This window comes from Enterobacter kobei, from assembly GCF_001729765.1.
GTDB lineage: Bacteria > Pseudomonadota > Gammaproteobacteria > Enterobacterales > Enterobacteriaceae > Enterobacter > Enterobacter kobei.
This window is the reverse complement of record NZ_CP017181.1, coordinates 1,053,688-1,074,283: the sequence shown is the minus strand read 5'-3', so window position 1 is coordinate 1,074,283 and position 20,596 is coordinate 1,053,688. Positions and strand designations below refer to the sequence as shown.

General features: G+C 55.7%; 22 protein-coding genes and 1 other RNA gene. 6 read left to right on the top strand and 17 right to left on the bottom strand.

The genetic code is table 11. The features are described 5' to 3' along the window. Positions 1–93 precede the first annotated feature (93 nt). Together BFV64_RS05080 and yczE are read right to left on the bottom strand one after the other, a co-directional pair. The gene (locus BFV64_RS05080; RefSeq protein WP_047344466.1) at positions 94–1,164 is read right to left on the bottom strand and encodes a LacI family DNA-binding transcriptional regulator; all 1,071 of its coding nucleotides are present in this window, start codon (positions 1,162–1,164) and stop codon (positions 94–96) included. A 76-nt stretch (positions 1,165–1,240) separates the two neighbouring features. Further along, entirely contained in the window at positions 1,241–1,852 is a 612-nt protein-coding gene (gene yczE / locus BFV64_RS05075; protein WP_014882793.1) for a membrane protein YczE, read from the bottom strand. An 87-nt stretch (positions 1,853–1,939) separates the two neighbouring features. Between yczE and yczR the strand changes: the two genes are divergently transcribed. Next, positions 1,940–3,361: a MocR-like transcription factor YczR gene (gene yczR / locus BFV64_RS05070; RefSeq protein WP_059372400.1), complete on the top strand. Its 1,422-nt coding sequence runs from the start codon at positions 1,940–1,942 to the stop codon at positions 3,359–3,361. An 81-nt stretch (positions 3,362–3,442) separates the two neighbouring features. On the opposite strand, the gene BFV64_RS05065 is transcribed toward yczR, so the two are convergent. From BFV64_RS05065 to ffs, 3 genes are all read right to left on the bottom strand, one after another. After that, positions 3,443–3,658 (bottom strand): hypothetical protein, encoded by a 216-nt coding sequence (locus tag BFV64_RS05065; protein ID WP_023310588.1) that lies wholly within the window; start codon positions 3,656–3,658, stop codon positions 3,443–3,445. Beyond that, positions 3,655–3,906, bottom strand: coding sequence for a hypothetical protein (locus tag BFV64_RS05060; protein WP_023310587.1), 252 nt, complete (start codon positions 3,904–3,906; stop codon positions 3,655–3,657). The genes BFV64_RS05065 and BFV64_RS05060 overlap by 4 nt, the downstream gene beginning before the upstream one ends. 261 nt (positions 3,907–4,167) lie before the next feature. Then, positions 4,168–4,264, bottom strand: an RNA gene (ffs, locus tag BFV64_RS05055) — signal recognition particle sRNA small type. A gap of 170 nt (positions 4,265–4,434) precedes the next feature. On the opposite strand from ffs, the gene BFV64_RS05050 reads away from it, so the two are divergent. Further along, complete coding sequence (locus BFV64_RS05050) at positions 4,435–4,746, top strand: MGMT family protein (protein WP_014882790.1); 312 nt, start codon at positions 4,435–4,437, stop codon at positions 4,744–4,746. Positions 4,747–4,779: 33 nt separating this feature from the next. On the opposite strand, the gene BFV64_RS05045 is transcribed toward BFV64_RS05050, so the two are convergent. After that, entirely contained in the window at positions 4,780–5,307 is a 528-nt protein-coding gene (locus tag BFV64_RS05045; protein WP_045281686.1) for a YbaY family lipoprotein, read from the bottom strand. A 203-nt stretch (positions 5,308–5,510) separates the two neighbouring features. Between BFV64_RS05045 and tesB the strand changes: the two genes are divergently transcribed. Continuing rightward, complete coding sequence (tesB, locus tag BFV64_RS05040; RefSeq protein WP_014882788.1) at positions 5,511–6,371, top strand: acyl-CoA thioesterase II; 861 nt, start codon at positions 5,511–5,513, stop codon at positions 6,369–6,371. A 95-nt stretch (positions 6,372–6,466) separates the two neighbouring features. On the opposite strand, the gene amtB is transcribed toward tesB, so the two are convergent. The 5 genes from amtB to BFV64_RS05015 form a co-directional block, all read right to left on the bottom strand. Continuing rightward, positions 6,467–7,753, bottom strand: a complete 1,287-nt coding sequence (gene amtB / locus BFV64_RS05035; protein ID WP_014882787.1) for an ammonium transporter AmtB — start codon at positions 7,751–7,753, stop codon at positions 6,467–6,469. Positions 7,754–7,788: 35 nt separating this feature from the next. Continuing rightward, positions 7,789–8,127, bottom strand: coding sequence for a P-II family nitrogen regulator (gene glnK / locus BFV64_RS05030; RefSeq protein WP_008503304.1), 339 nt, complete (start codon positions 8,125–8,127; stop codon positions 7,789–7,791). A gap of 220 nt (positions 8,128–8,347) precedes the next feature. After that, the gene (locus BFV64_RS05025; protein ID WP_014882786.1) at positions 8,348–10,129 is read right to left on the bottom strand and encodes a SmdB family multidrug efflux ABC transporter permease/ATP-binding protein; all 1,782 of its coding nucleotides are present in this window, start codon (positions 10,127–10,129) and stop codon (positions 8,348–8,350) included. Beyond that, complete coding sequence (locus BFV64_RS05020) at positions 10,122–11,894, bottom strand: SmdA family multidrug ABC transporter permease/ATP-binding protein (RefSeq protein ID WP_045134720.1); 1,773 nt, start codon at positions 11,892–11,894, stop codon at positions 10,122–10,124. Before BFV64_RS05020 ends, BFV64_RS05025 begins: the two co-directional genes overlap by 8 nt. A gap of 30 nt (positions 11,895–11,924) precedes the next feature. Then, positions 11,925–12,383 (bottom strand): Lrp/AsnC family transcriptional regulator, encoded by a 459-nt coding sequence (locus BFV64_RS05015; protein ID WP_008503307.1) that lies wholly within the window; start codon positions 12,381–12,383, stop codon positions 11,925–11,927. A gap of 115 nt (positions 12,384–12,498) precedes the next feature. Here BFV64_RS05015 and BFV64_RS05010 point away from each other — a divergent pair, with 115 nt between their 5' ends. Further along, complete coding sequence (locus tag BFV64_RS05010; protein WP_045134719.1) at positions 12,499–13,545, top strand: PLP-dependent cysteine synthase family protein; 1,047 nt, start codon at positions 12,499–12,501, stop codon at positions 13,543–13,545. Between the two features lie 41 nt (positions 13,546–13,586). On the opposite strand, the gene cof is transcribed toward BFV64_RS05010, so the two are convergent. After that, positions 13,587–14,405 carry an HMP-PP phosphatase gene (gene cof / locus BFV64_RS05005; protein ID WP_014882783.1) on the bottom strand — a complete coding sequence of 273 codons (819 nt, stop codon included), beginning with the start codon at positions 14,403–14,405 and terminating at the stop codon, positions 13,587–13,589. 100 nt (positions 14,406–14,505) lie between these two features. Here cof and BFV64_RS05000 point away from each other — a divergent pair, with 100 nt between their 5' ends. Further along, a complete protein-coding gene (locus tag BFV64_RS05000; protein ID WP_045269158.1) occupies positions 14,506–16,206 on the top strand; it encodes an SgrR family transcriptional regulator in 1,701 nt (566 codons plus the stop codon). 66 nt (positions 16,207–16,272) lie between these two features. Next, positions 16,273–16,968, top strand: a complete 696-nt coding sequence (queC, locus tag BFV64_RS04995) for a 7-cyano-7-deazaguanine synthase QueC (RefSeq protein WP_023332238.1) — start codon at positions 16,273–16,275, stop codon at positions 16,966–16,968. Positions 16,969–16,970: 2 nt separating this feature from the next. On the opposite strand, the gene BFV64_RS04990 is transcribed toward queC, so the two are convergent. The 5 genes from BFV64_RS04990 to ppiD all read right to left on the bottom strand — a co-directional run bounded on the left by BFV64_RS04990 (position 16,971) and on the right by ppiD (position 20,584). Beyond that, entirely contained in the window at positions 16,971–17,300 is a 330-nt protein-coding gene (locus tag BFV64_RS04990; protein WP_014882780.1) for an addiction module antidote protein, read from the bottom strand. Next, complete coding sequence (locus BFV64_RS04985) at positions 17,272–17,637, bottom strand: type II toxin-antitoxin system RelE/ParE family toxin (protein ID WP_023336820.1); 366 nt, start codon at positions 17,635–17,637, stop codon at positions 17,272–17,274. The genes BFV64_RS04990 and BFV64_RS04985 overlap by 29 nt, the downstream gene beginning before the upstream one ends. A 48-nt stretch (positions 17,638–17,685) precedes the next feature. Beyond that, positions 17,686–18,084, bottom strand: coding sequence for a YbgC/FadM family acyl-CoA thioesterase (locus tag BFV64_RS04980; RefSeq protein ID WP_023336819.1), 399 nt, complete (start codon positions 18,082–18,084; stop codon positions 17,686–17,688). A 99-nt stretch (positions 18,085–18,183) separates the two neighbouring features. Further along, on the bottom strand, positions 18,184–18,564 hold the full coding sequence (locus tag BFV64_RS04975) for a helix-hairpin-helix domain-containing protein (RefSeq protein WP_014882777.1): 381 nt from the start codon (positions 18,562–18,564) through the stop codon (positions 18,184–18,186). Positions 18,565–18,712: 148 nt separating this feature from the next. Continuing rightward, positions 18,713–20,584: a peptidylprolyl isomerase gene (gene ppiD, locus BFV64_RS04970; RefSeq protein ID WP_023332234.1), complete on the bottom strand. Its 1,872-nt coding sequence runs from the start codon at positions 20,582–20,584 to the stop codon at positions 18,713–18,715. Positions 20,585–20,596 lie beyond the last annotated feature (12 nt).

The window sequence follows — 20,596 nt, the reverse complement described above, 5'->3', positions numbered from 1 at the left end:
TTTGCGAAGCGCTCACAATTTTGGTTAACATGCCCTGTCACTGAGCGAGGGTAAAGCATTCCATCGCGGAGCAGCGAGTCAGATCACAAAGTTTTATTTACGCGCAAGCTGCTCTGCCAGGAGAGCCAGGCGTCTGAGCTGCTGCGCCAGATCCTCTTGCTCGGCCTGCTGCGGATGGCGGCGCGCGGTGGAGTGACGGATCACCAGCGTAACCGGCAGCTGAACCTGCCAGCACGCATCGCCCTGGAGGGGGTCCAGCAGCCACGTCACGCTGCGTTCGCCCGCCTGGCGAAACGCCTGGCGAACGGTCGTCAGCGGCGGCGAAAACCAGGCACTGTCGGCCGTATCGTCAAACCCGACTACCGATAGCTGGCCAGGGATCGCTACCCCTTTTTCCGCGCAGGCGCGCATCACCCCAAGCGCCATTTGATCGTTCGCCACCAGAATCGCCTCCGGTAATACCGTACCCGACAGCAGCATATGCCCTTTTTCATAACCGCTGGCCGCGCTCCAGTCACCGTATTCCACGGCAACCGCGTCAAGGCCGGCCTGTGCCAGCGTCGCTTGCCATCCGGCCAGACGCGCACGCGCAGAGACCGAGCTTTCCGGTCCGCTCAACAAAGCAATATGCTGATGCCCCAGCGAAAGCAGATGCTCAACGCCTAGACGCGCCCCCTCCTCTGCGTTAAACACGAGGCTGTTTACCTGCGCTGAGGGCGATACATCCAGAAACAGCACCGGAACGGGCGATGCCAGCGCCCTGAGCTGTTCGGCGTGAGGATCGTCAAGCGGCACATTGACCAGCAGTGCTTCCACCCGCTGCGCCAGCAACGCCTGAAGCGCGGCCTGACACTGGTGCGGTTGCTCTACCATGGAAATGAGGACACTCGCCCCCTGTTCCGCTGCCCGGGATTTTACCGCCGAGACGATTTGTGAAGGCGCGTGCAGCGCCAGATCGGTCGTAATAAGACCCAGCGTACGGGTGCGTTTACCCGCCAGCTGTTGTGCCCGCAGGTTAGGCACATAGTGCAGTTCCGCCATTGCCTGCTGCACCTTTTCCCGCGTGCGGGCAGAGACATGCTCCGCGTCGTTAATCACGCGGGAAACGGTCTGATAAGAAACCCCCGCAAGGGAGGCGACATCATAGAGAGTGATTGCTTTCATGCTTTCTGGCATCGCGATAGTCGAAGCGACTATTCTGCCACAGCGATGCCGTTAAAACATGTGAGCGCTTCGCAAATTAAACAACCCGTTCCGGCTGAGGAACGTTCTCATTGCGCGACTTCTGGCGGAACCAGGGCATACAGAGCTGAATAAGCGGACCAATGGTCAGGGCATACAGTACGGTTCCTACGCCAAACGTACCGCCAAGCACGCACCCAATCAGCAGGACGGACACTTCGATTGTGGTTCGCACGCTGCGAATGGACCAGCCCAGCCGGGCGTGAATGCCTGTCATCAGACCATCGCGCGGGCCGGGCCCGAAACCGGCACCAATGTACATACTGGTGGCAATCGCGTTCATAACAATGCCCGATACCAGGAAAGCGATTCGCACAGGTAACGAACTCAGCTCGGGGATGAGCGCCATGCTGGCGTCTGCAGCCAGACCGATACAAATCACGTTACTGATCGTGCCGAGTCCGGGCATCTGGCGCAGGGGGATCCACAGCAGCAGCACCGCAGCGCCGGTCAAAATGATCACCGTCCCGATACTCATCCCCAGCTGTAGCCCGACGCCGAGGTGAAATACATCCCACGGATCAACCCCCAGATCCGAGCGAATAAACATCGTGGTAGAGAGGCCATACAGACCCAAACCGACATAAAGTTGTAGCAGACGACGTACCATTTTTTATCTTCTCCCGATAACCAGGCTTTCATCCTGACCTAAAATGGCACTATGATTAATGTCCAGTTTTCAAATAGTGGACTGCATATGTCATCACGCCGCTTTGGAAGTCAGTCTCTGGTACGCCTTTTAGGCCACTGGCAGCAAGCTTCATCCCGCACCCCGCTCTGGCGCCAGCTGGCTGACGCGTTGCGTCTGTTAATCCTTGATGGCCGACTGGCATTAAATACGCGACTGCCGGGTGAGCGTGAGCTGGCTACGGCGCTGGACGTGAGCCGGACCACCGTCAGCAGCGCCCTCGCCCATCTGCGCGAGGAGGGATATCTTGAAAGCCGCCACGGCAGCGGGTCGCGCGTGATCCTCCCGGATACGCGCGCCGTTCCTACCCTTTCAGCGGCGAGTGCCGCACTGGATCTCTCCACTGCCGCCCTCAATGCCGGGCCAGAGATCCACCAGGCTTATACCCACGCGCTGACGGCTATTACCCAGCACCTCTCGCTGACGGGCTACGACCAGCTTGGGCTGCCTGCGCTTCGGGAAGCTATAGCGGCACGCTATACCGAACGGGGTCTTCCCACCCGCGCAGACGAAGTCATGGTGGTCAACGGTGCCGTCAGCGGTTTTGCGCTGATATTGCGGATGTTAACCGGGCCGGGAGATCGCGTCGTGGTCGATCATCCTACCTATCCGCTGGCGATTGCCGCCATTCAGGGGGCGCAGTGCCGGCCCGTTGGGGTGTCGCTGCCGGATACAGGCTGGGACACGGATGGTTTTGCCGCCACGCTTGCCCAGACTGCACCGCGCCTGGCTTACCTGATGCCTGATTTTCACAACCCAACCGGGCGTTGTATGGATATCGCCACCCGTCAGGCGATCGCCGATATTGCCGCACAAACCCGCACGACGCTGGTTGTAGATGAAACGATGGTCGATCTCTGGTTTGACTCGCCCCCACCGCCACCGCTGGCATCATTTAACCGGGAGGCAACCGTCATGACATTAGGCTCCGCCGGAAAAAGCTTCTGGGGCGGGCTGCGTCTCGGCTGGATCCACGCCTCTTCACGTACCATCGCCACCCTCGCCCAGACGCGGGATACGCTTGATCTGGGCTCGCCGCTGCTGGAGCAACTGGCGACGCTGTGGCTTATCAACAATAGCGAACGTTTTCTGCCCGCTCGCCGCAAGATGCTTGCGGAACGGCGCGATCGATGCAGTGAACTGCTGCGTGAACATTTTCCCGAGTGGCGATTCCATGAGGCGGAAGGCGGACTTTCTTACTGGATCGAACTTCCCGGCATGCTGGCGACACAGCTTGCCGCGCGGGCAGAAATCATCGGGATTAACCTGGGAACGGGCACACGGTTTGGCTTATCGGGGGCGTTTGACCGCTTTTTGCGCATGCCCTTCTCGCTGGAGCCAGCGGAAATGGAAGCGGCGTTACTGCGGATTAAACCCTTATGGCGTGCATTACATTCAAATGAGCCGGCCATCAAACGCAGTCTGGTTTAAGAATAAAAAATTTGAAGGGGATCATAAAATAAAAACTGCTGACTGTAATATATGCAGTCAGCAGTTTTCACTGGACAACAATTAATGTTGCGGAGGAATAGGGAAACCTTTCAGCGAAATAACGAAGTTATCACCGTCTTTCTTTATTTTTGCACCGGTATCACACCAGTCAGACGCAATACGAAAGAACTCATCGCTTCCAACATTCCAGCCAAGACGTACATGCTTCACATAGCCTGAGCGCAAGAGATCGCAGGCCTCGTTGTAGTCACTGGCAGTTGACAGTTGTTGTTTCATTTTCTCTTCTTCAGAAGTTTACGTAGTGCTTTGATTTCTTTAGGAGTAAAAGGAGAAACACTCTCTTCTTCCGTATGCTGATTATCAATATCTTCTTCCGATACTCCCGCCTCTTCTACTGCTTCAAACGCCAGCAGCAGCAGTTTCTCTGTGGTCACGCTTAAATTCTCGTTATTCACTTCCGCATAGTGGCGAAGCCTTTCTTTTAGCGCGTCGTCAATTTTAACATTTAAAACCGCAGTAGCCATGTTTGTCACTTCCCTTCGGAATAAGTACTTTATGTAATACACGAAGTTAACACTGTTATCCAGATTTATATTTTTTTGAATTTTGGTGTTAAATAGACGTCCAATTATAAAATGCCAGTCTATTATTACAGGTTTATGACGATAATATTTCAGCACGATGAAATATATATTACAGCATATAGGCGTTATAGTATTGTGGAATAATGACTACAGAGAGAGGTAACGCAGGAAGGTTTGTACGAGGCCGTAAATGGGTGGGGGCCCTGCCAGCTACATCCCGGCACCCACGTCGTCTGCCCTGGCTGCTTCCTTCCGGACCTGACCTGGTGAACAGAGTAGCGTTGCGGGAGAACCAACAGAGCCCCCATTGAGAGCGTTGATAACCAACGCGCTGGCGCATTATCCCTGTGCGAAGACCCAATTGCAAGCGACCCGGAACCGGATGCTGGTTTATTGCGCAAACAGGCGCAGCAATCAGGGCAATCTTCGTTTACCATGGCTGTCCAGATGATCCCCACAGGTGCAGGTATGGACGAACACGACTCCTTTCCCCAGCGCGTATGGCAAATTGTGGCCTCAATCCCGGAAGGCTACGTCACAACCTATGGTGATGTCGCACAGCTGGCCGGTTCACCGCGCGCGGCGCGACAGGTAGGCGGCGTTCTTAAACGGCTGCCGGAAGGAAGCACGCTGCCCTGGCATCGCGTGGTGAATCGTCATGGTGCCATCTCGCTGACCGGACCGGATCTCCAGCGTCAGCGCCAGGCATTACTGTCAGAGGGTGTGCAGGTATCGGGATCGGGACAGATAGATTTGCAAAAGTACCGCTGGGTGTACTAACCCCTCCCCCGAAGGAGAGGGTGATAGCAACAATTACATCTGGGTCGGTGGGGTTGGAAGGGACGGCTGATTGGTCTGTGGAGCAACCGGCACTGCGGTTTGCTGTACGGGAACCAGATTCAGGTCGACTTTAGTCCCACCGTGGTTAATGGCTTCCTGAACCGTATCGGTAATAAAGACCAGCTTATCGTTGATCGTTACCGCGGCACTCAGCAGGATACGGGCATTCGGCTGTACGTCTGACGGGTTATATGGCAGCACGAAGCTAAATGGCGCCTGCTTACCTTCAGTGCGAACCGCACGCTGAGCCAGGACTTTCGACGGCGCGTCGGCCAAGGAAGCATCAGACAGCGTAACCGTTAATACCGCATCCGGCGGCAAAGCGACTCTCTGTTTGATCCAGATGGTACCGGAAACATTAGGCTGCTGAATGGATTGCTGTGAAAGGGTATTAATCCCGTTCGGATCGGCTGCAGGTACCGGCACCTGGGCGCTCTTACCGGCACAGGCGGACAACGCCACCGCAATAGCTACACCACTTAGCATAGGCACGAGTTTCATTGAAGTCTCCTTATCATCAATGCACCAGCGGGATCGATCCCATCCGATGTCGTTTCAATCACATAACATATTCAAGTGTGGCACAGATCACCGATTAATGCCTGAAAACGTGCCGATATTAAGATTATTCTACCCATCGGACCACTTACATTTCTGCGTTATACTCTGCCTATCTTTCGCTACGGCGTTTATTGAGGACAACTATGAGTCAGGCACTGAACAATCTGCTGACATTACTGAATCTGGAAAAAATTGAGGAAGGACTCTTTCGCGGACAGAGTGAAGATTTAGGCTTGCGCCAGGTCTTCGGTGGGCAAGTCGTTGGACAAGCGCTGTACGCGGCAAAGGAGACCGTCCCGGCAGACCGTCTGGTGCATTCGTTCCACAGCTATTTCTTACGCCCTGGCGATAGCGCAAAACCGATTGTGTATGATGTTGAAGTTCTGCGTGACGGTAATAGTTTCAGTGCCCGCCGCGTGGCGGCCATTCAGAACGGTAAGCCCATCTTCTATATGACCGCCTCGTTCCAGGCACCGGAACCGGGATACGAGCATCAGAAAACGATGCCGCCGGCACCGTCGCCAGACACGCTCAAATCAGAGACCGATATCGCCCGTGCGCTGGCGCATCTGCTTCCGCCACAGGTCAAAGAGAAATTTCTGTGCGATAAACCGCTGGAGATCCGCCCCGTCGAGTTCCATAACCCGATGAAGGGTCACACCGCCGAGCCGAAGCGCCAGGTCTGGATCCGCGCCAACGGTACCGTGCCGGAAGATTTCCGCGTGCATCAGTATCTGCTCGGGTATGCGTCAGATTTTAACTTTCTGCCGGTGGCACTGCAGCCGCACGGCGTCGGGTTCCTCGAAAAAGGGATGCAGGTCGCGACCATCGACCACTCCATGTGGTTCCACCGTCCCTTCAACATGAATGAGTGGCTGCTTTACAGCGTGGAGAGTACGTCGGCATCGAGCGCTCGCGGGTTTGTGCGTGGAGAGTTTTATACGCAGGACGGCGTGCTGGTCGCTTCAACGGTGCAGGAAGGGGTAATGCGTAATCGCGGTTAATAACGTGCGGCCTGATGCCCTCACCCTGGCCCTCTCCCACAGGGAGAGGGAATAAACATTAAAAACGGCAATCGAGATTGCCGTTTTGCTGTTGGTTATGCGTTATACGCATTCTCACCGTGGCTGTTCACATCCAGACCTTCGCGCTCCTGCTCTTCCGGTACGCGCAGACCCACAGTCATGTCCGCCAGCTTGTAGCCAATAAAAGCGACAACGGCAGACCACACCACGGTGATAGCAATACTTTCCAGCTGCACCAGTACCTGATGAACCATAGTGACACCTTCTGCATAGCCCACGCCACCCAGCGATTTCGCGGCGAAGATACCGGTCATGATACAGCCGACGATGCCGCACACACCGTGCACCCCAAATACATCGCAAGGGTCATCAACGCGCAGCACGCGTTTCAGTGCCGTTACGCCCCACAGACCTGCAAGACCTGCAACCAAACCTACCAGCAGCGCACCACCGACACCCACATAACCACAGGCAGGCGTGATACCGACCAGGCCCGCGATTGCGCCAGAACAGGCACCCAGCAGGGAAGGTTTACCGCGCACCGCCCACTCACCGAAGACCCAGGAGAGGATCGCACCGGCTGTGGCCACGACGGTGTTCACGAAGGCCAGCGCGGCGATTTCGTTTGCTGCGCTTGCAGACCCGGCGTTGAAGCCAAACCAGCCAAAGTAGAGGATCGCGGTACCGGTAAAGACCATCGGCAGGTTGTGCGGTTTGAACGCTTCTTTACCGAAGCCCACGCGTTTACCGATCAGGTATGCGCCAACCAGACCCGCTACCGCGGCGTTGATATGTACGACGGTACCGCCCGCGAAGTCCAGCGCGCCGTGCGTTGCCAGCAGACCGCCGCCCCAGACCATGTGCGCAATCGGCACATAGGAGAGCGTCAGCCAGACCACCACAAAGATCAGAACGGCAGAGAAACGTATACGCTCGGCCAGTGCGCCTACAATCAGCCCGACGGTGATGCAGGCGAACGAGCCCTGGAACGCAACGTGAATATACTGGTAGAAACTGCCCATCAGCGCGGTCAGCTCAATATTTTTCAGCATCACCCAGTCAAAGTTACCGAAGAAGGCGTTGCCGGTGCCAAAGGCCAGAGAGTAACCGTAAACTACCCACAGCACGCAGACCAGTGCGAAGGTCACGGCTACCTGGGTCAGCATGGAGAGAACGTTTTTGCCACGGATCAGACCGCCGTAGAACAGGGCAATCCCCGGAATTGACATGAACAGCACCAGCGCGGTGCTGATCATCATAAAGGCGTTATCGGCTTTATCTGCCACCGCAGGGGCAGCCAGCGCGAGGCCCGGCAGCAGTGCCAGCGAACCCAGACCCGTTTTAAGTGTTGCTATCTTCATTTTCTCGATCCCTATCACTGTGTGCCAGGAGTTACTTACAGTGCCGCTTCGTCAGATTCGCCGGTACGAATGCGAATGACGCGCTGCAGTTCGGCAACGAAAATTTTGCCGTCGCCAATTTTGCCTGTGTAGGCCGCTTTGCTAATGACATCAATGACTTCATCAAGCTGATCGTCAGCAATCGCGACATCAATTTTTACTTTTGGCAGAAAGTTAACGCTGTATTCCGCCCCGCGGTAAAGCTCGGCATGACCCTTCTGACGACCAAAGCCTTTCACTTCGGTGACAGTCAGTCCCTGAATACCCATGGAAGACAACGCTTCACGCACGTCTTCGAGTTTGAATGGTTTGATTACAACCGTAACCAGCTTCATAGATCCCCTCCAGTCAGAATTCGGTAATGGCCGCAGCTTACGCAGAAGGTATTGCAAGGGGTGTGCCAGAAATGAAAACCAGAAGGAACTGCGGTGCAAAGAGCGCTACACGGCCTTGATAAACGAACCGGTGAAAAAAAACGCACCATGCCGGTGCAGGGTGCGTTTCCGTTTTGCACCAACAGGAATGACTGTTAGCGCGTCGCCGCATTTTGGTGCATCAGGCGCTCAGCGATTCTTCCTCACGCACGCTTGCCGCCAGCTCTTCGCCTGCCAGCTGAAGCTGATACATCTGCCAGTAACGTCCCTTGGCTTCCAGCAGTTCACGGTGCGTACCCCGTTCAACGGCCTGGCCGCGATGTAGCACCAGAATGGTATCGGCATCAACGATGGTGGAAAGACGGTGGGCAATCACCACCAGCGTCGTATGGTCACGCACGGCCGACAGCGCCTGCTGGATGGCCTGCTCGGTACCGGAGTCAATACTGGCTGTCGCTTCATCCAGAATCAGAACCTGCGGCGTTTCAATCAGCACCCGCGCCAGGGCGAGGAGCTGTTTTTGCCCGACGGAGAGATTGTTCCCCTGCTCGCCCAGCTTAGTATTGATCCCCTCACTAAACCCGCGCGCCAGATCCGCCAGCTGCACTTTTTCCAGTACCTCCCAGACCTGCTCCTGCGTGTAGTCCCGCCCCAGGGTCACGTTCGCATAGAAGGTATCGGCCAGGACGACCGGATCCTGCTGCACCATCGCGACGCCTTTACGCAACACGTTGTGGCTAAGAGACGCGAGCGGACGTCCGTCGATCCGGATTTCACCGTGCGTAACCGGGTAGTAACCCATTAACAGGCTGGCGAGGGTGCTCTTACCGCTTCCCGTATGGCCCACCAGCGCCACGAAACCACGCGACGGAACATCAAGTGAGATATCCTGCAACACCAGCCGGTCTTCGCGATAGGCAAACGAGACATTATCAAAATCAATGGCACCGCTTTGCAAAGGCCGCTCATCGTTGCCGTAGGCCTGTCGCGGCCGGTCCATCAGCTCGAACACACGCTCACCGGCGACCACAGCCTGTTGCAGCATAGACTGCTGGGTGGTGAGCTCGATCAGCGGTTCGTTAAGGCGCCCCAGATAGCTAATAAAGGCGTACAGCACCCCCACTTCAATCGTACCGTTAGCGCTCAGCCCAAACAGCATCAGGAGACCGCAAAGCACCAGCGCAGAGAAAAGGCTCAGCAGCGGACGCAGCAGAAAACCGTCAAGCCGCAGCGTCTGCATGCGTGCCATATAGTGCGAGCGGCTGGCTTCGCCCATCCGTTCACCAAAGCGCGCCTGCTGGCGGAACTGCTGGATAACGCTCATGCCGTTGATGACTTCGTTGAAGCCATCGTTGATGTCGGCCAGATAGGCTCGTACACGACGCACGATTGGCGTGCTGTAGCGCTGGTAGATGACCATGACGATCAGCACCGCCGGGAAGATCGTGATCGCCACCAGCGCCATGCGCCAGTCGAGACTGAACATTGCCACCAGCATCGCACCAATCAGCGCCGCGCTGCGGAGCACCGTCGCCACCACGGTGACGTACAGATCGCGGATCACCTCGGTATCGTTGGTTACCCGGGAGATAACCTGCCCGACCGGCTGAATATCAAACTCGCTGAGCGGCTGGCGAAGCGCGGCGTCCATTACATCCGTACGCAACTGCTGAACGACACCGACGGCTGCGCGGTTAAACAGCAGCGACTGCGCATAGTGCAGCCCTGCTGCCGTCAGCTGTAACCCAACGTAAGCGACGCCTAAACCCGCCACCAGCCCCAGGGGCAGGTAGCTTTTGGCGACCATATTGTCGATAAAGTAACTGATGAGCAGCGGCCCGCTCACTTCTGCAATCGCCGCTATCCAGAGTAAAAGCACGGCCACGGACAGCGGTTTACGCCACGGCGAGCCGTAGGCCAGCAGACGTTTGAGCGTCGGCCACATCGTTCCGAGCTTACGCATTAGCGGCCTCCTCATTCTGTTCGGGGGCATCGTCAAGCGCCGCTTCAAGCTGTTGATAGCGATACATATCGCGATACCAGCCCGGTTGCTCAACAAGATTTTCATGCTGCCCGCGCTGGGCAATGTGCCCGTGCTGCAATACCAGAATTTCGCTGGCTTCGGTCAGCGCCGACAAACGGTGAGCGCTGATAATCACCGTGCGACCGTCGCCCCACTGACGCAGGTTATGCAGGATCTGGTGCTCGGTACGGCCATCCACAGCGGAGAGCGCATCATCCAGGATCAGGATTTCGGCATTCAGCAGCAGCGCACGGGCAATCGAAATACGCTGTTTCTGCCCGCCGGACAGCATGACGCCACGCTCCCCGACTTCCGTTTCGTACCCCTGCGGCAGACGCAAAATATCATCATGCACGCTGGCTAAACGCGCCACATGCTCGATCTCCTCCTGCGTCGCCGCAGGGCATCCGAGGGCAATGTTATTCGCCACGGTGTCCGAAAATAAAAACGGCGTCTGGCTGACCACCGCCAGGCGGCCACGCCACTCATCCAGCAGCAGGTTCTTCAGGGGGATATCATGGAAACGAATATCCCCTTCGGTGACGTCAAAGTGGCGCTGGAGCAGAGAGAGGACGGTACTTTTTCCGGCCCCCGTCGGACCACAAATACCCAACATCTGGCCGGGCTGAAGCGTAAAGCTGACGTTCTCCAGTACCGGATGCGCCGTCTGCGGATAGACAAATTGACGGACGTCGACCTTCATTACGCCACGCCCTTCCGGGACCGCTTCGCTGCCGTCAGTCACCACCGGCGCTTCGGCCAGCATGGCGCGAATGCGGCTGTAGGCGGCGCTGCCCCGCTCCACAATGTTGAACATCCAGGCTAAAGCCAGCATCGGCCAGATCATCAGCCCGAGATACATCGCAAAACTGGTCAATTGTCCCAGGGTTAACGTCCCCTGTACCACCATCCAGCTACCGCCTCCGATAGCCAGCAGGTTGGCCATGCCAATCGCAACATAGATTGTCGGGTCAAAACGGGCGTCAATGCGCGCGACGCGCATGTTCTTCGCCCCCGTGTCTGCCGCATCGGCGGCAAACAGCGCGGACTGCCGGTCCTCCAGACCAAAGGCTTTGATCATGCGAATGCTGGTCATGCTCTCCTGGGTGCGATCGTTCAGAGACGAAAATGCCGCCTGCGCCAGTTTGAAGCGCTCGTGCAGCTGTTCGCCGTAGCGATTGATCGCCAATGCCATCAGCGGCATCGGCAGCAGCGCCAGAAGGGTCAACTGCCAGCTGATCTGCGTGGACATGACAATCAATACCGCACAGCCCATCACCAGCGAATCCACCAGCGTTAATACCCCTTCTCCGGCGGCGAAGACCACGCGATCAACATCGTTCGTGGCACGGGCGATGAGGTCCCCGGTGCGATGGCGCAGATAAAATTCGGGATGCTGTCGGCTCAGCTGGCGGTAAAAATCTTCACGCAGCTCAACGGCCAACTGATAGGACGCACCAAACAGCAGCACGCGCCAGACGTAGCGCAGGAGATAAACAATGACGGCCGTCAGCACCAGCGTGCCGACCCACATCAACACCCGTGCGGTGGTGTAATGCTGTTCGGTGACACCATCCACGACGTACCCAACCACTTTCGGCGGGATCAGCTGCAGAATGGCAATGATAATAAGCAGGGCCACTGCACCGAGGTAGCGTTGCCACTCCCGACGAAAGTACCAGCTTAATTGGGCAAATAATCGCACGCGGTTTGTTCCTGAAGGTTTTTTACGAAGTTATTCAATGGGTAAGGCTGTAGTGTACTTAATCTGTTCCATGGCGAAGCTTGAGGTGACGTCTGATAAGCCCGGGACGCTGTTCACCAGCCGCTTGTAGAAGTCATCATAGCGCTTCATGTCTGCCACCTGGACGCGCATCAGGTAATCGTACTCGCCGGCCATTCGCCAGAAACCGAGCACCTCGGGCATCTCAGAGACCTGAGTAACAAAGCGGCAATACCACTCGCTGCTGTGGTGCTGGGTTTTAATCAGCACAAATGCCGTCAACCCAAGCCCCAGTTTTTCGGGATCGAGCAGCGCGACGCGCCCCAGCAAAATGCCATCATCTTCGAGCTTCTTAAGGCGCTTCCAGCACGGTGTGGTGGTCAGATTAACGGCATCTGCCAGCGCCTGCAAAGAGAGGGTACAGTCACTTTGCAGCAAGGAAAGGAGCTTACGGTCAATTTTATCTAGCATACCCACCTCACAGAGAAAATTTTTCTCCCTTCATTCTATTTTAAAGGCCAGATAGCAACAATTTTTTCTGTGCTTTTCGCTATGCTGGGCACAAAATGACAAACGGATAATTACGATGAATAGCACCTGGGTTAAACATGCCATCAGCGAAATCAATGCCGACTACCAGCGTTCGGCGGATACCCACCTGATCCGCCTTTCCCTGCCGGGATTTGACGGTATTCAGCTCTATCTTAAGGATGAAAGCACCCATCCGACCGGCAGCCTGAAGCATCGCCTGGCGCGCTCACTGTTTTTATACGGTTTATGTAACGGCTGGATCAAAGAAGGCACTCCCATTATTGAATCCTCGTCCGGTTCAACCGCCGTGTCCGAAGCCTATTTTGCCCGCCTGCTGGGCCTGCCGTTTATCGCGGTGATGCCCTCCTGCACTGCAAAACGCAAAATCGAGCAGATCGAATTTTACGGCGGTCGCTGCCACTTCGTTGAGAGTGCCTGCGAAATCTACGCCGCCTCTGAAATGCTGGCCCGTGAGCTCAACGGTCACTATATGGACCAGTTTACCTTCGCCGAACGCGCAACGGACTGGCGCGGCAATAACAACATCGCTGACAGTATTTTCCGCCAGATGACCCACGAGCCGCACCCCGTGCCGTCGTACATTGTGATGAGCGCCGGTACCGGTGGCACCTCAGCCACCATAGGACGCTACATTCGCTGTCAGGGCTACGATACCCAACTGATGGTGGTTGACCCGCAAAACTCGGTGTTCCTCGACTACTGGCAGAGCCGCGATGCCGATCTTCGCAGCCCGTCAGGCAGTAAAATTGAAGGAATTGGCCGCCCGCGCGTGGAACCGTCATTCATCCCAGATGTAGTGGATGAAATGCTGCGCGTGCCGGATGCCGCCAGCGTGGCAACCGCACACTGGCTGGAAACCCAGCTTGGCCGCAAAGTCGGGGCATCGACAGGCACCAATATGTGGGGCGCACTGCAGCTGGCGGCACGCATGCGTGAGGAAGGGCGTACCGGCTCCATCGTCACGCTGCTGTGCGACAGCGGCGAGCGCTACCTTGAGACCTACTACAATGCAGAATGGGTACAGGCTAACATCGGCGACATCACGCCGTGGAAAGTGCAGATTGCACAGCTGCTGAAATAAAAAAAAGCCAGACCGACGTCTGGCTTGCTGGAAGGCGCTCGCTATTCGGGGGAATAAGGGAGGTTGTTGTTGTCCAGCCAATGAGTCAAAAAATGGGACACCGCTTCGTTACCGCAGTGTCCGATAACGGGCAGATGAGGAAGCTCGGCAATCAGCTGCGGCATCGCATTCCCCATAATCAAGCCGCGCCCCACGCTGCCCAGCATCTCTCGGTCATTCATGGCGTCGCCAAATGCCATACAATCCTGCAGCGTTAAGCCCAGATGGTCGCTCAGTACCGCCAGGGCGGAACCTTTGTTACAGCCCACGGGTAATACTTCCAGACAATCTACCGCCGAGAAGGTCAGATGCGCCCGGTTGCCGAGCGCCTCATTTAACTGGATGCGCAGGCGTCGCAGATCGTCGTGATCGCCACAGAAGCAGATCTTGGTCACCGCGTGGGCGGGGATCCGGCGCAGATCGATAAGCTGATATTTAAAACCGCTATAGACATGCGCATGCAGTAACTCGGGGATTTCGCTTCCGGTAAACCAGCCTTGATCGTTAAAAACGTGGACACTGGCCTGTGTGTCCCAGGTGCTGTGCAGGACGATATCCGCCACTTCCGGGTTAAGATCCTGACGGTGCAGTACCTCCCCTTCGACGGTGTGAATGCGCGTTCCGTTTCCGGTGATCAGAAAAGCATCAAGAGAAAACGCGCCCAGTAAATGGCGCATCTCCAGAACATGTCGGCCGGTGGCAAATGTCAGAGTGACATCTCGCTCGCGCAGGCGCTTCAGGGCACTCAGCGTTTTCTCTCCCAGACGGTGATCCGGCATTAACAGCGTGCCGTCCATATCAAATGCAGCGAGGCGGGCCATGATGACTCCTGAAATGTGATGCGATTAGCTTGTGCATCAGTATCAGGTGAGATATACGGAAGTAATAGTGAATAGATGATAATTATTGTTCCGGGTTTCTATGCGTCAGCTTAACCGTCTTAACCAGTATCACCGTTTATGGCAGCCGTCCGAAGGTGCGACGCAGCAGGTCACTATCAGCGAGCTGGCAGCCCGCTGTTTTTGTAGCGAGCGGCATGTCCGAACGCTGCTGCGTCAGGCTCAGGAGGCGGGCTGGCTGAGCTGGCGCGCGCAGTCTGGTCGCGGCAAGCGCGGCGAACTGACGTTCCATGCCACCCCTGAGTCGCTGCGCAATATGATGATGGAAGAAGCACTGAAGAGCGGACAGCAGCATAACGCGCTGGAACTGGCCCAGCTTGCGCCTGACGAGCTGCGTTCGTTACTGCATCCGTTTTTGGGTGGGCAATGGCAAAACGACACGCCGACGCTGCGCATCCCCTACTATCGCTCGCTGGAACCCCTTCAGCCGGGTTTTTTACCGGGCCGGGCCGAGCAACATCTGGCAGGACAGGTGTTCTCAGGCTTGACGCGATTTAACGGTAACAGCAGTGAACCCACCGGCGATCTGGCGCATCACTGGGAGGTCTCTGCTGACGGGCTGCGCTGGCATTTCTATATTCGCTCCACGCTGCACTGGCATGACGGCGATAAAATAGAAACGGCGCAACTCCAGCGAAGCCTGACGGCGTTGTTAGCGCAGCCCATCATGCGAACGCTTTTTCAGAGCGTCTTGTCTGTCGAAACCACACATCCGCAATGTCTGACGTTTGTTTTACATCAACCGGACTACTGGCTGGCGCACAGGCTGGCAACCTACTGTAGCCGTCTGGCGCATCCCGATCGCCCGGTCGTCGGCAGTGGTCCCTTCCGGCTGACCCTCTTTGAGCCCGACCTGGTACGCCTGGAAAGCCATGAGCAATACCACCTGAGTCATCCGCTGCTTAAGGCCATCGAGTACTGGATCACTCCCCAGCTTTTTGATTACAGGCTGGGTACCAGCTGTCGCCACCCGGTGCAAATCGCCATTGGCGAGGCCGATGAGCTCGAAAGCCTGCGGCTGGTGAGCAGCAGCACCAGCCTGGGCTTCTGTTATCTCACGCTGAAACAGAGCGCGCGGCTGAGTGAGATCCAGGCAAAGCGGCTGATTAATATCATTCATCTCTCCAGGCTTCTGCACACGCTTCCGCTCAACGAAGGGCTCATCACGCCAACTCATGAACTGCTTCCCGGCTGGACAATCCCGGAATGGCCTGATTTGACGGACATTGCCCTCCCTGAGGCGTTGACGCTGGTTTATCATCTGCCCGTAGAGCTTCACACCATGGCCAGCCAGTTGAAGGAGTACCTCGCCCTGCAGGGTTGTGAATTGACCGTCATCTTTCACGACGCGAAGACGTGGGATGGATGCCAGCAGCTTGCCGATGCAGACATCATGATGGGAGATAAGCTGATTGGTGAAGCGCCAGCGTATACGCTTGAGCAGTGGCTCCGCTGTGATGCGCTGTGGCCGCATGTGTTAAGCGCACCGGCTTACGCCCATTTGCAAGCCACGCTGGATGCGGTGCAGGCGCAAGCCGAGTCCCGGGACCGACACGCGGGGCTGCAAGCCATTTTCAGCCGCTTAATGGAGGATGCGGTGTTGACGCCGCTCTTTAATTATCAGTATCAAATCAGCGCGCCGCCAGGCGTAAACGGGATACGCCTTAACACCCGCGGCTGGTTTGATTTTACCGAAGCCTGGCTGCCTGCCCCCAAATCGTGAAGAAGCTGGTCGCCGCCGTAGCCAGGCGGTAACATAACGTTTTTACCGTAACTGTTGAGATGATTTATGAAACGTGCCGTCGTCGTGTTCAGCGGAGGACAAGACTCTACTACTTGCCTGGTTCAGGCCCTTCATCAGTATGATGAAGTTCACTGTGTGACCTTTGATTATGGTCAGCGCCACCGAGCTGAAATCGACGTTGCCCGTGAACTGGCCCTCAAACTGGGGGCACGCGCGCACAAGGTGCTGGACGTTACGCTGTTAAATGAACTGGCTGTCAGTAGCCTCACCCGCGACAGCATTCCTGTACCGGATTATGAACCCGATGCCAGCGGCATTCCGAATACCTTCGTACCGGGCCGCAATATTCTGTTTCTGACCCTGACGGCGATCTACGCCTACCAGGTGAAAGCCGAAGCGGTAATCACTGGCGTATGCGAAACAGACTTCTCCGGCTACCCGGACTGCCGTGACGAATTCGTGAAAGCATTAAACCACGCCGTCAATCTGGGCATGGCGAAAGAGACGCGCTTTGAGACGCCGTTGATGTGGCTGGATAAAGCCGAAACCTGGGCCCTGGCGGACTACTGGGGCAAGCTGGATCTGGTTCGCAGTGAAACCCTCACCTGCTATAACGGCATCAAAGGCGACGGTTGCGGCCAGTGCGCGGCCTGTAATCTTCGCGCTAACGGGCTGAACCACTATCTGGCCGATAAAGTTGGCGTGATGGCCGCAATGAAGCAAAAGACCGGGCTTAAATAACGCTACTTAACCGTGCTGTCGAACAGTTTTACGCCGGCAGCACGAGTCACTTTCATTAGCGTCGTCAGCGTTGGGTTACCGTTGTCAGATAAGGTTCGGTATAACTGTTGGCGGGACAGACCGGATTTGGCAGCAATTTCACCTATGCCACCGCGGGATTCGATAACACGTCTTAGCGCGATTAAGTATGCAGGGATTCCCTGGTCTTCATAAATCTCATCCAACGCAACCTGCAGATATAGCTGAGCGTAGGAAGGGTTTTCGCGAAGCATTTTTACGACGGCTTCATCGTGACTGACGGAGCTAGAGAATTTTCGTTCGCTTTTGCTCATCGGATTTCTCCTTTTGATGGTCATTCCAGTAATCAATTGCCAGTTTCACATCGGTCCTTTGACTCTTTTTGTCACCCCCAATCAGCAACAATAGGATCTCCCGATGTTGTACTGCAAAATAGATTCGATATCCGGGACCACAATCAATTTTCAATTCCCAGATACCATCTCTGAGATACCGGTAATCGCCGAAGTTCCCTTTCTCTGCACGGTCAATTCGCAAAAGAATCCGAAACACTAATTCCGGATCCTTTCGCTTCATCTTCGCTACCCACTCCTCAAATGGCACTTTTCCGTCACGGGTACGGTAGCGTTCAACAACGTAGTCCCTGTCCATGATTCTATCCCTGGAAAAACGTTTTGTCTTTTATAAAAGACAAAATTTCTAAACGATCATCAGCTCCAGCTTCTCCCGCAATGCCCCTTCCAGCGGCAGAGCCTTCTGGGTTTTCAGATCGATACAGACAAAGGTGATCAGTGCATCAGCCACCACCTGCCCTTCAGGATCGAGCGTCACCACCTGGCTTAATACACCACTCTTGCCGTTGAGCTGTTGCACCTGACTGGTCACCGTGAGTACATCACCCAGCACGGCCGGGCGGCGGTAGTTGATGTTGATATTGACGACCACGAACGCGATGTTATGCGCGCTCAACCACTGAAAGCTTTCGCTGTTTTCCAGCCCGTCCCAGCGCGCTTCTTCAAGGAACTCAAGATAGCGGGCATTGTTAACGTGCTGGTAAACATCAAGGTGGTAACCGCGTACTTTGATTTTTGTCTGCATAGCGCAATAGCCTTTACTGTTGTTATAGGATCAGAGGTCATAACTGGTATGACCTCTTTATCCTGGCAAATTATCGCCGCAGTGCAAGTAATTGTGAGATTACAACGTCAGGTGTGAGAGGTTACGCTCCACCAGCGCGCTGCCCATGCCCGGCACCTGTTTGAGGTCGTCGACAGTTTTGAAAGGACCATACTCTTCGCGGTAGCTGACGATGGCCTGTGCTTTTTTCAGGCCGACACCGTTCATTGCGCGGGCGAGATCTTCCGCAGAGGCCGAATTGATACTGACCCGCGTACCGTCATCATCCGCCGTTTTACCGGCATCAGCCGCTTTGGATTGCCCTTGCACTGACGCTGAGGCGTCAGATTTGCTCTGTACCGTCTGTGCTTTGGCTGCGGGCGTCGCGGCCAGCGCACTCGTGGTCATCCCGGTGGTGGCAATAGCCAGCGCAATTAACAGTGCTTTGATTCCACATTTCATGCTGTTTTCTCCTTGTTTGTTGACAGCCACGTCACGATAGCCGCCCGGAAAAACAGCTACAAACAGCAGATTGCAGAAATGGAAAAGGCCGCGAAAGCGGCCTTTAGTTTTTGCAGAGCGTTACGAAAATCTGCGAGCAGATACGTAATTATTGCTGCTGAGTCATCACATCGCCCAGCTTGATTTTGGCATCTTTACGCAGGTTGCTCATCATGGCTTCGAAAGCAATCTGAGCATTGTTCTGGGTAATGCCCTGAACCATCGCCTTCTTCTGCGCTTCTGGCAGGGTACCGGCTTTTACTTCGTCCAGCGCCAGCAGAACAACGTTACCCTGCATATCGGTGGTGGTGCCGAAGCTTGGTTTGTCCTTCGCAGGCAGAGTCAGGCCAAACGCAGCCTGGCTGATGGGGTCCTGACCGGTACGGCTCAGCGTTTTCGCTTCACCGAAGCTCAGGCCTGCCGCTTTCAGCGCATCGTCTTTGCCCGCTTTCAGATCAGCCAGAATCTTCTCAGCATCCAGTTTCGCCTGCTGTTCCGCTTTGTTGTGCTTAACCTGAGCGGCAACCTGATCCTTCACTTCTGCCAGCGGTTTGACCGCTTCCGGCTTGTGCTCGCTGACGCGCAGCACGAACGCACGGTCACCGTCGACGGTAATGATGTCAGAGTTGCTGCCTGGCGTACCGTTCTCGCCCACCAGACCACCGTTAAAGATGGCGTCTGAAACCGGTTTAAAGTTCAGCTCTTCCGGCAGGTTATCACGACCAAACCAGCCCGTCTCAACCGCTTTCACCCCAGCAGCCTGCTCTGCACCCGCCAGCGATTCGTTGTCGTTGCTGGCGGCATCGCTCACCTTCTGTTGAAGTGCGTAGTAGGCATCCAGCGCTTTTTCCTGTTTCACTTTCGCCGCGATATCATCACGAACGTCAGCCAGCGGCTTGGTTTTCGCCGCGGTGATGTCGTCCAGACGCGCGACCAGGAAACCAACGGAAGACTTAATGACACCAGAAAGCTGGCCTTTCTCTTTCAGACCCGCATTTTTCAGTTCGTCCGGCGTGGTTGCGTCTTCCAGCCAACCCATATCACCGCCGTTTTTGGCAGAGATAATATCGGTGGATTTTGCTTTCGCGAGGGTGGCGAAATCAGCCCCTTTATTCAGCTCATCCAGTACCGCTTTGGCGTCAGCCTCGGTTTTAGTCTGAATCACGCTGTAGCGGTTACGCTGCGGCTGAGTGAACTGATCCTGATGCTGATCGTAGTAAGACTGAATTTCTGTATCAGACGCCGTTTCCTGCAGCCCGGCAGCATCCAGCTTGATGTAGCTCACGCGGAACTGCTCTGGAGAAACGAAGGTATTTTTGTTCTGCTCGTACCAGGCGTTCAGTTCCGCGTCGCTGACCTGCTGTTTGGCCGCCAGGGCGTTAACATCTATGGTCGCTTCACGGACAACGCGCTGCTGCGCCACCAGCGCGGCCAGCTCTTCCGTCTCACCTTTGAGCATGAAATCGGTGCCCACAACGGCATTGATAAGCTGCTGAGTGGTCAGTTGGTTACGCAACGCCTGAGCGTATTGGTCAGCCGTCATGCCCATCTGGTTGACGATGCTATTGTAACGTGCGTTGTCGAATTTACCGTTTGACTGGAATGCCTGAGTGGCGAAGATCGCTTTTTTCACCTGCTCATCGCTGATGCCAAGACCCAGCTTTTTGGCATACTGATCCAGTAACGCTTCGTCGATAAGACGGTTCAGCGTCTGTTGGCGCAGGGTCTTCATATACCCTTCATTCGCCGCCAGTTCAGAGAATTGGTCGCCCAGCTGTTGCTGCATACGGTTACGTTCACCGGCAAAAGCATTCTCGAACTGACCACGGCTGATCTCCTGGCCATTCACTTTTGCGGCATAGTTCGCGCCACCGCCAATAAGGTAACTGCTCACGCCGGTCAATATGAACGACACGATAATGATACCGAAAATAATCTTGAGCACGAGACTGTTAGCAGCCGTGCGTAAGCTGTCCATCATGGTGTAACAACA

What these genes read in the sequence shown, in the direction of transcription:
- BFV64_RS05080 (WP_047344466.1), bottom strand. Translation starts at nt 1,164, where the DNA reads ATGAAAGCAATCACTCTCTATGATGTCGCCTCCCTTGCGGGGGTTTCT.
- yczE (WP_014882793.1), bottom strand. Translation starts at nt 1,852, where the DNA reads ATGGTACGTCGTCTGCTACAACTTTATGTCGGTTTGGGTCTGTATGGC.
- yczR (WP_059372400.1), top strand. Translation starts at nt 1,940, where the DNA reads ATGTCATCACGCCGCTTTGGAAGTCAGTCTCTGGTACGCCTTTTAGGC.
- BFV64_RS05065 (WP_023310588.1), bottom strand. Translation starts at nt 3,658, where the DNA reads ATGAAACAACAACTGTCAACTGCCAGTGACTACAACGAGGCCTGCGAT.
- BFV64_RS05060 (WP_023310587.1), bottom strand. Translation starts at nt 3,906, where the DNA reads ATGGCTACTGCGGTTTTAAATGTTAAAATTGACGACGCGCTAAAAGAA.
- BFV64_RS05050 (WP_014882790.1), top strand. Translation starts at nt 4,435, where the DNA reads ATGGACGAACACGACTCCTTTCCCCAGCGCGTATGGCAAATTGTGGCC.
- BFV64_RS05045 (WP_045281686.1), bottom strand. Translation starts at nt 5,307, where the DNA reads ATGAAACTCGTGCCTATGCTAAGTGGTGTAGCTATTGCGGTGGCGTTG.
- tesB (WP_014882788.1), top strand. Translation starts at nt 5,511, where the DNA reads ATGAGTCAGGCACTGAACAATCTGCTGACATTACTGAATCTGGAAAAA.
- amtB (WP_014882787.1), bottom strand. Translation starts at nt 7,753, where the DNA reads ATGAAGATAGCAACACTTAAAACGGGTCTGGGTTCGCTGGCACTGCTG.
- glnK (WP_008503304.1), bottom strand. Translation starts at nt 8,127, where the DNA reads ATGAAGCTGGTTACGGTTGTAATCAAACCATTCAAACTCGAAGACGTG.
- BFV64_RS05025 (WP_014882786.1), bottom strand. Translation starts at nt 10,129, where the DNA reads ATGCGTAAGCTCGGAACGATGTGGCCGACGCTCAAACGTCTGCTGGCC.
- BFV64_RS05015 (WP_008503307.1), bottom strand. Translation starts at nt 12,383, where the DNA reads ATGCTAGATAAAATTGACCGTAAGCTCCTTTCCTTGCTGCAAAGTGAC.
- BFV64_RS05010 (WP_045134719.1), top strand. Translation starts at nt 12,499, where the DNA reads ATGAATAGCACCTGGGTTAAACATGCCATCAGCGAAATCAATGCCGAC.
- cof (WP_014882783.1), bottom strand. Translation starts at nt 14,405, where the DNA reads ATGGCCCGCCTCGCTGCATTTGATATGGACGGCACGCTGTTAATGCCG.
- BFV64_RS05000 (WP_045269158.1), top strand. Translation starts at nt 14,506, where the DNA reads ATGCGTCAGCTTAACCGTCTTAACCAGTATCACCGTTTATGGCAGCCG.
- queC (WP_023332238.1), top strand. Translation starts at nt 16,273, where the DNA reads ATGAAACGTGCCGTCGTCGTGTTCAGCGGAGGACAAGACTCTACTACT.
- BFV64_RS04990 (WP_014882780.1), bottom strand. Translation starts at nt 17,300, where the DNA reads ATGAGCAAAAGCGAACGAAAATTCTCTAGCTCCGTCAGTCACGATGAA.
- BFV64_RS04985 (WP_023336820.1), bottom strand. Translation starts at nt 17,637, where the DNA reads ATGGACAGGGACTACGTTGTTGAACGCTACCGTACCCGTGACGGAAAA.
- BFV64_RS04980 (WP_023336819.1), bottom strand. Translation starts at nt 18,084, where the DNA reads ATGCAGACAAAAATCAAAGTACGCGGTTACCACCTTGATGTTTACCAG.
- BFV64_RS04975 (WP_014882777.1), bottom strand. Translation starts at nt 18,564, where the DNA reads ATGAAATGTGGAATCAAAGCACTGTTAATTGCGCTGGCTATTGCCACC.
- ppiD (WP_023332234.1), bottom strand. Translation starts at nt 20,584, where the DNA reads ATGATGGACAGCTTACGCACGGCTGCTAACAGTCTCGTGCTCAAGATT.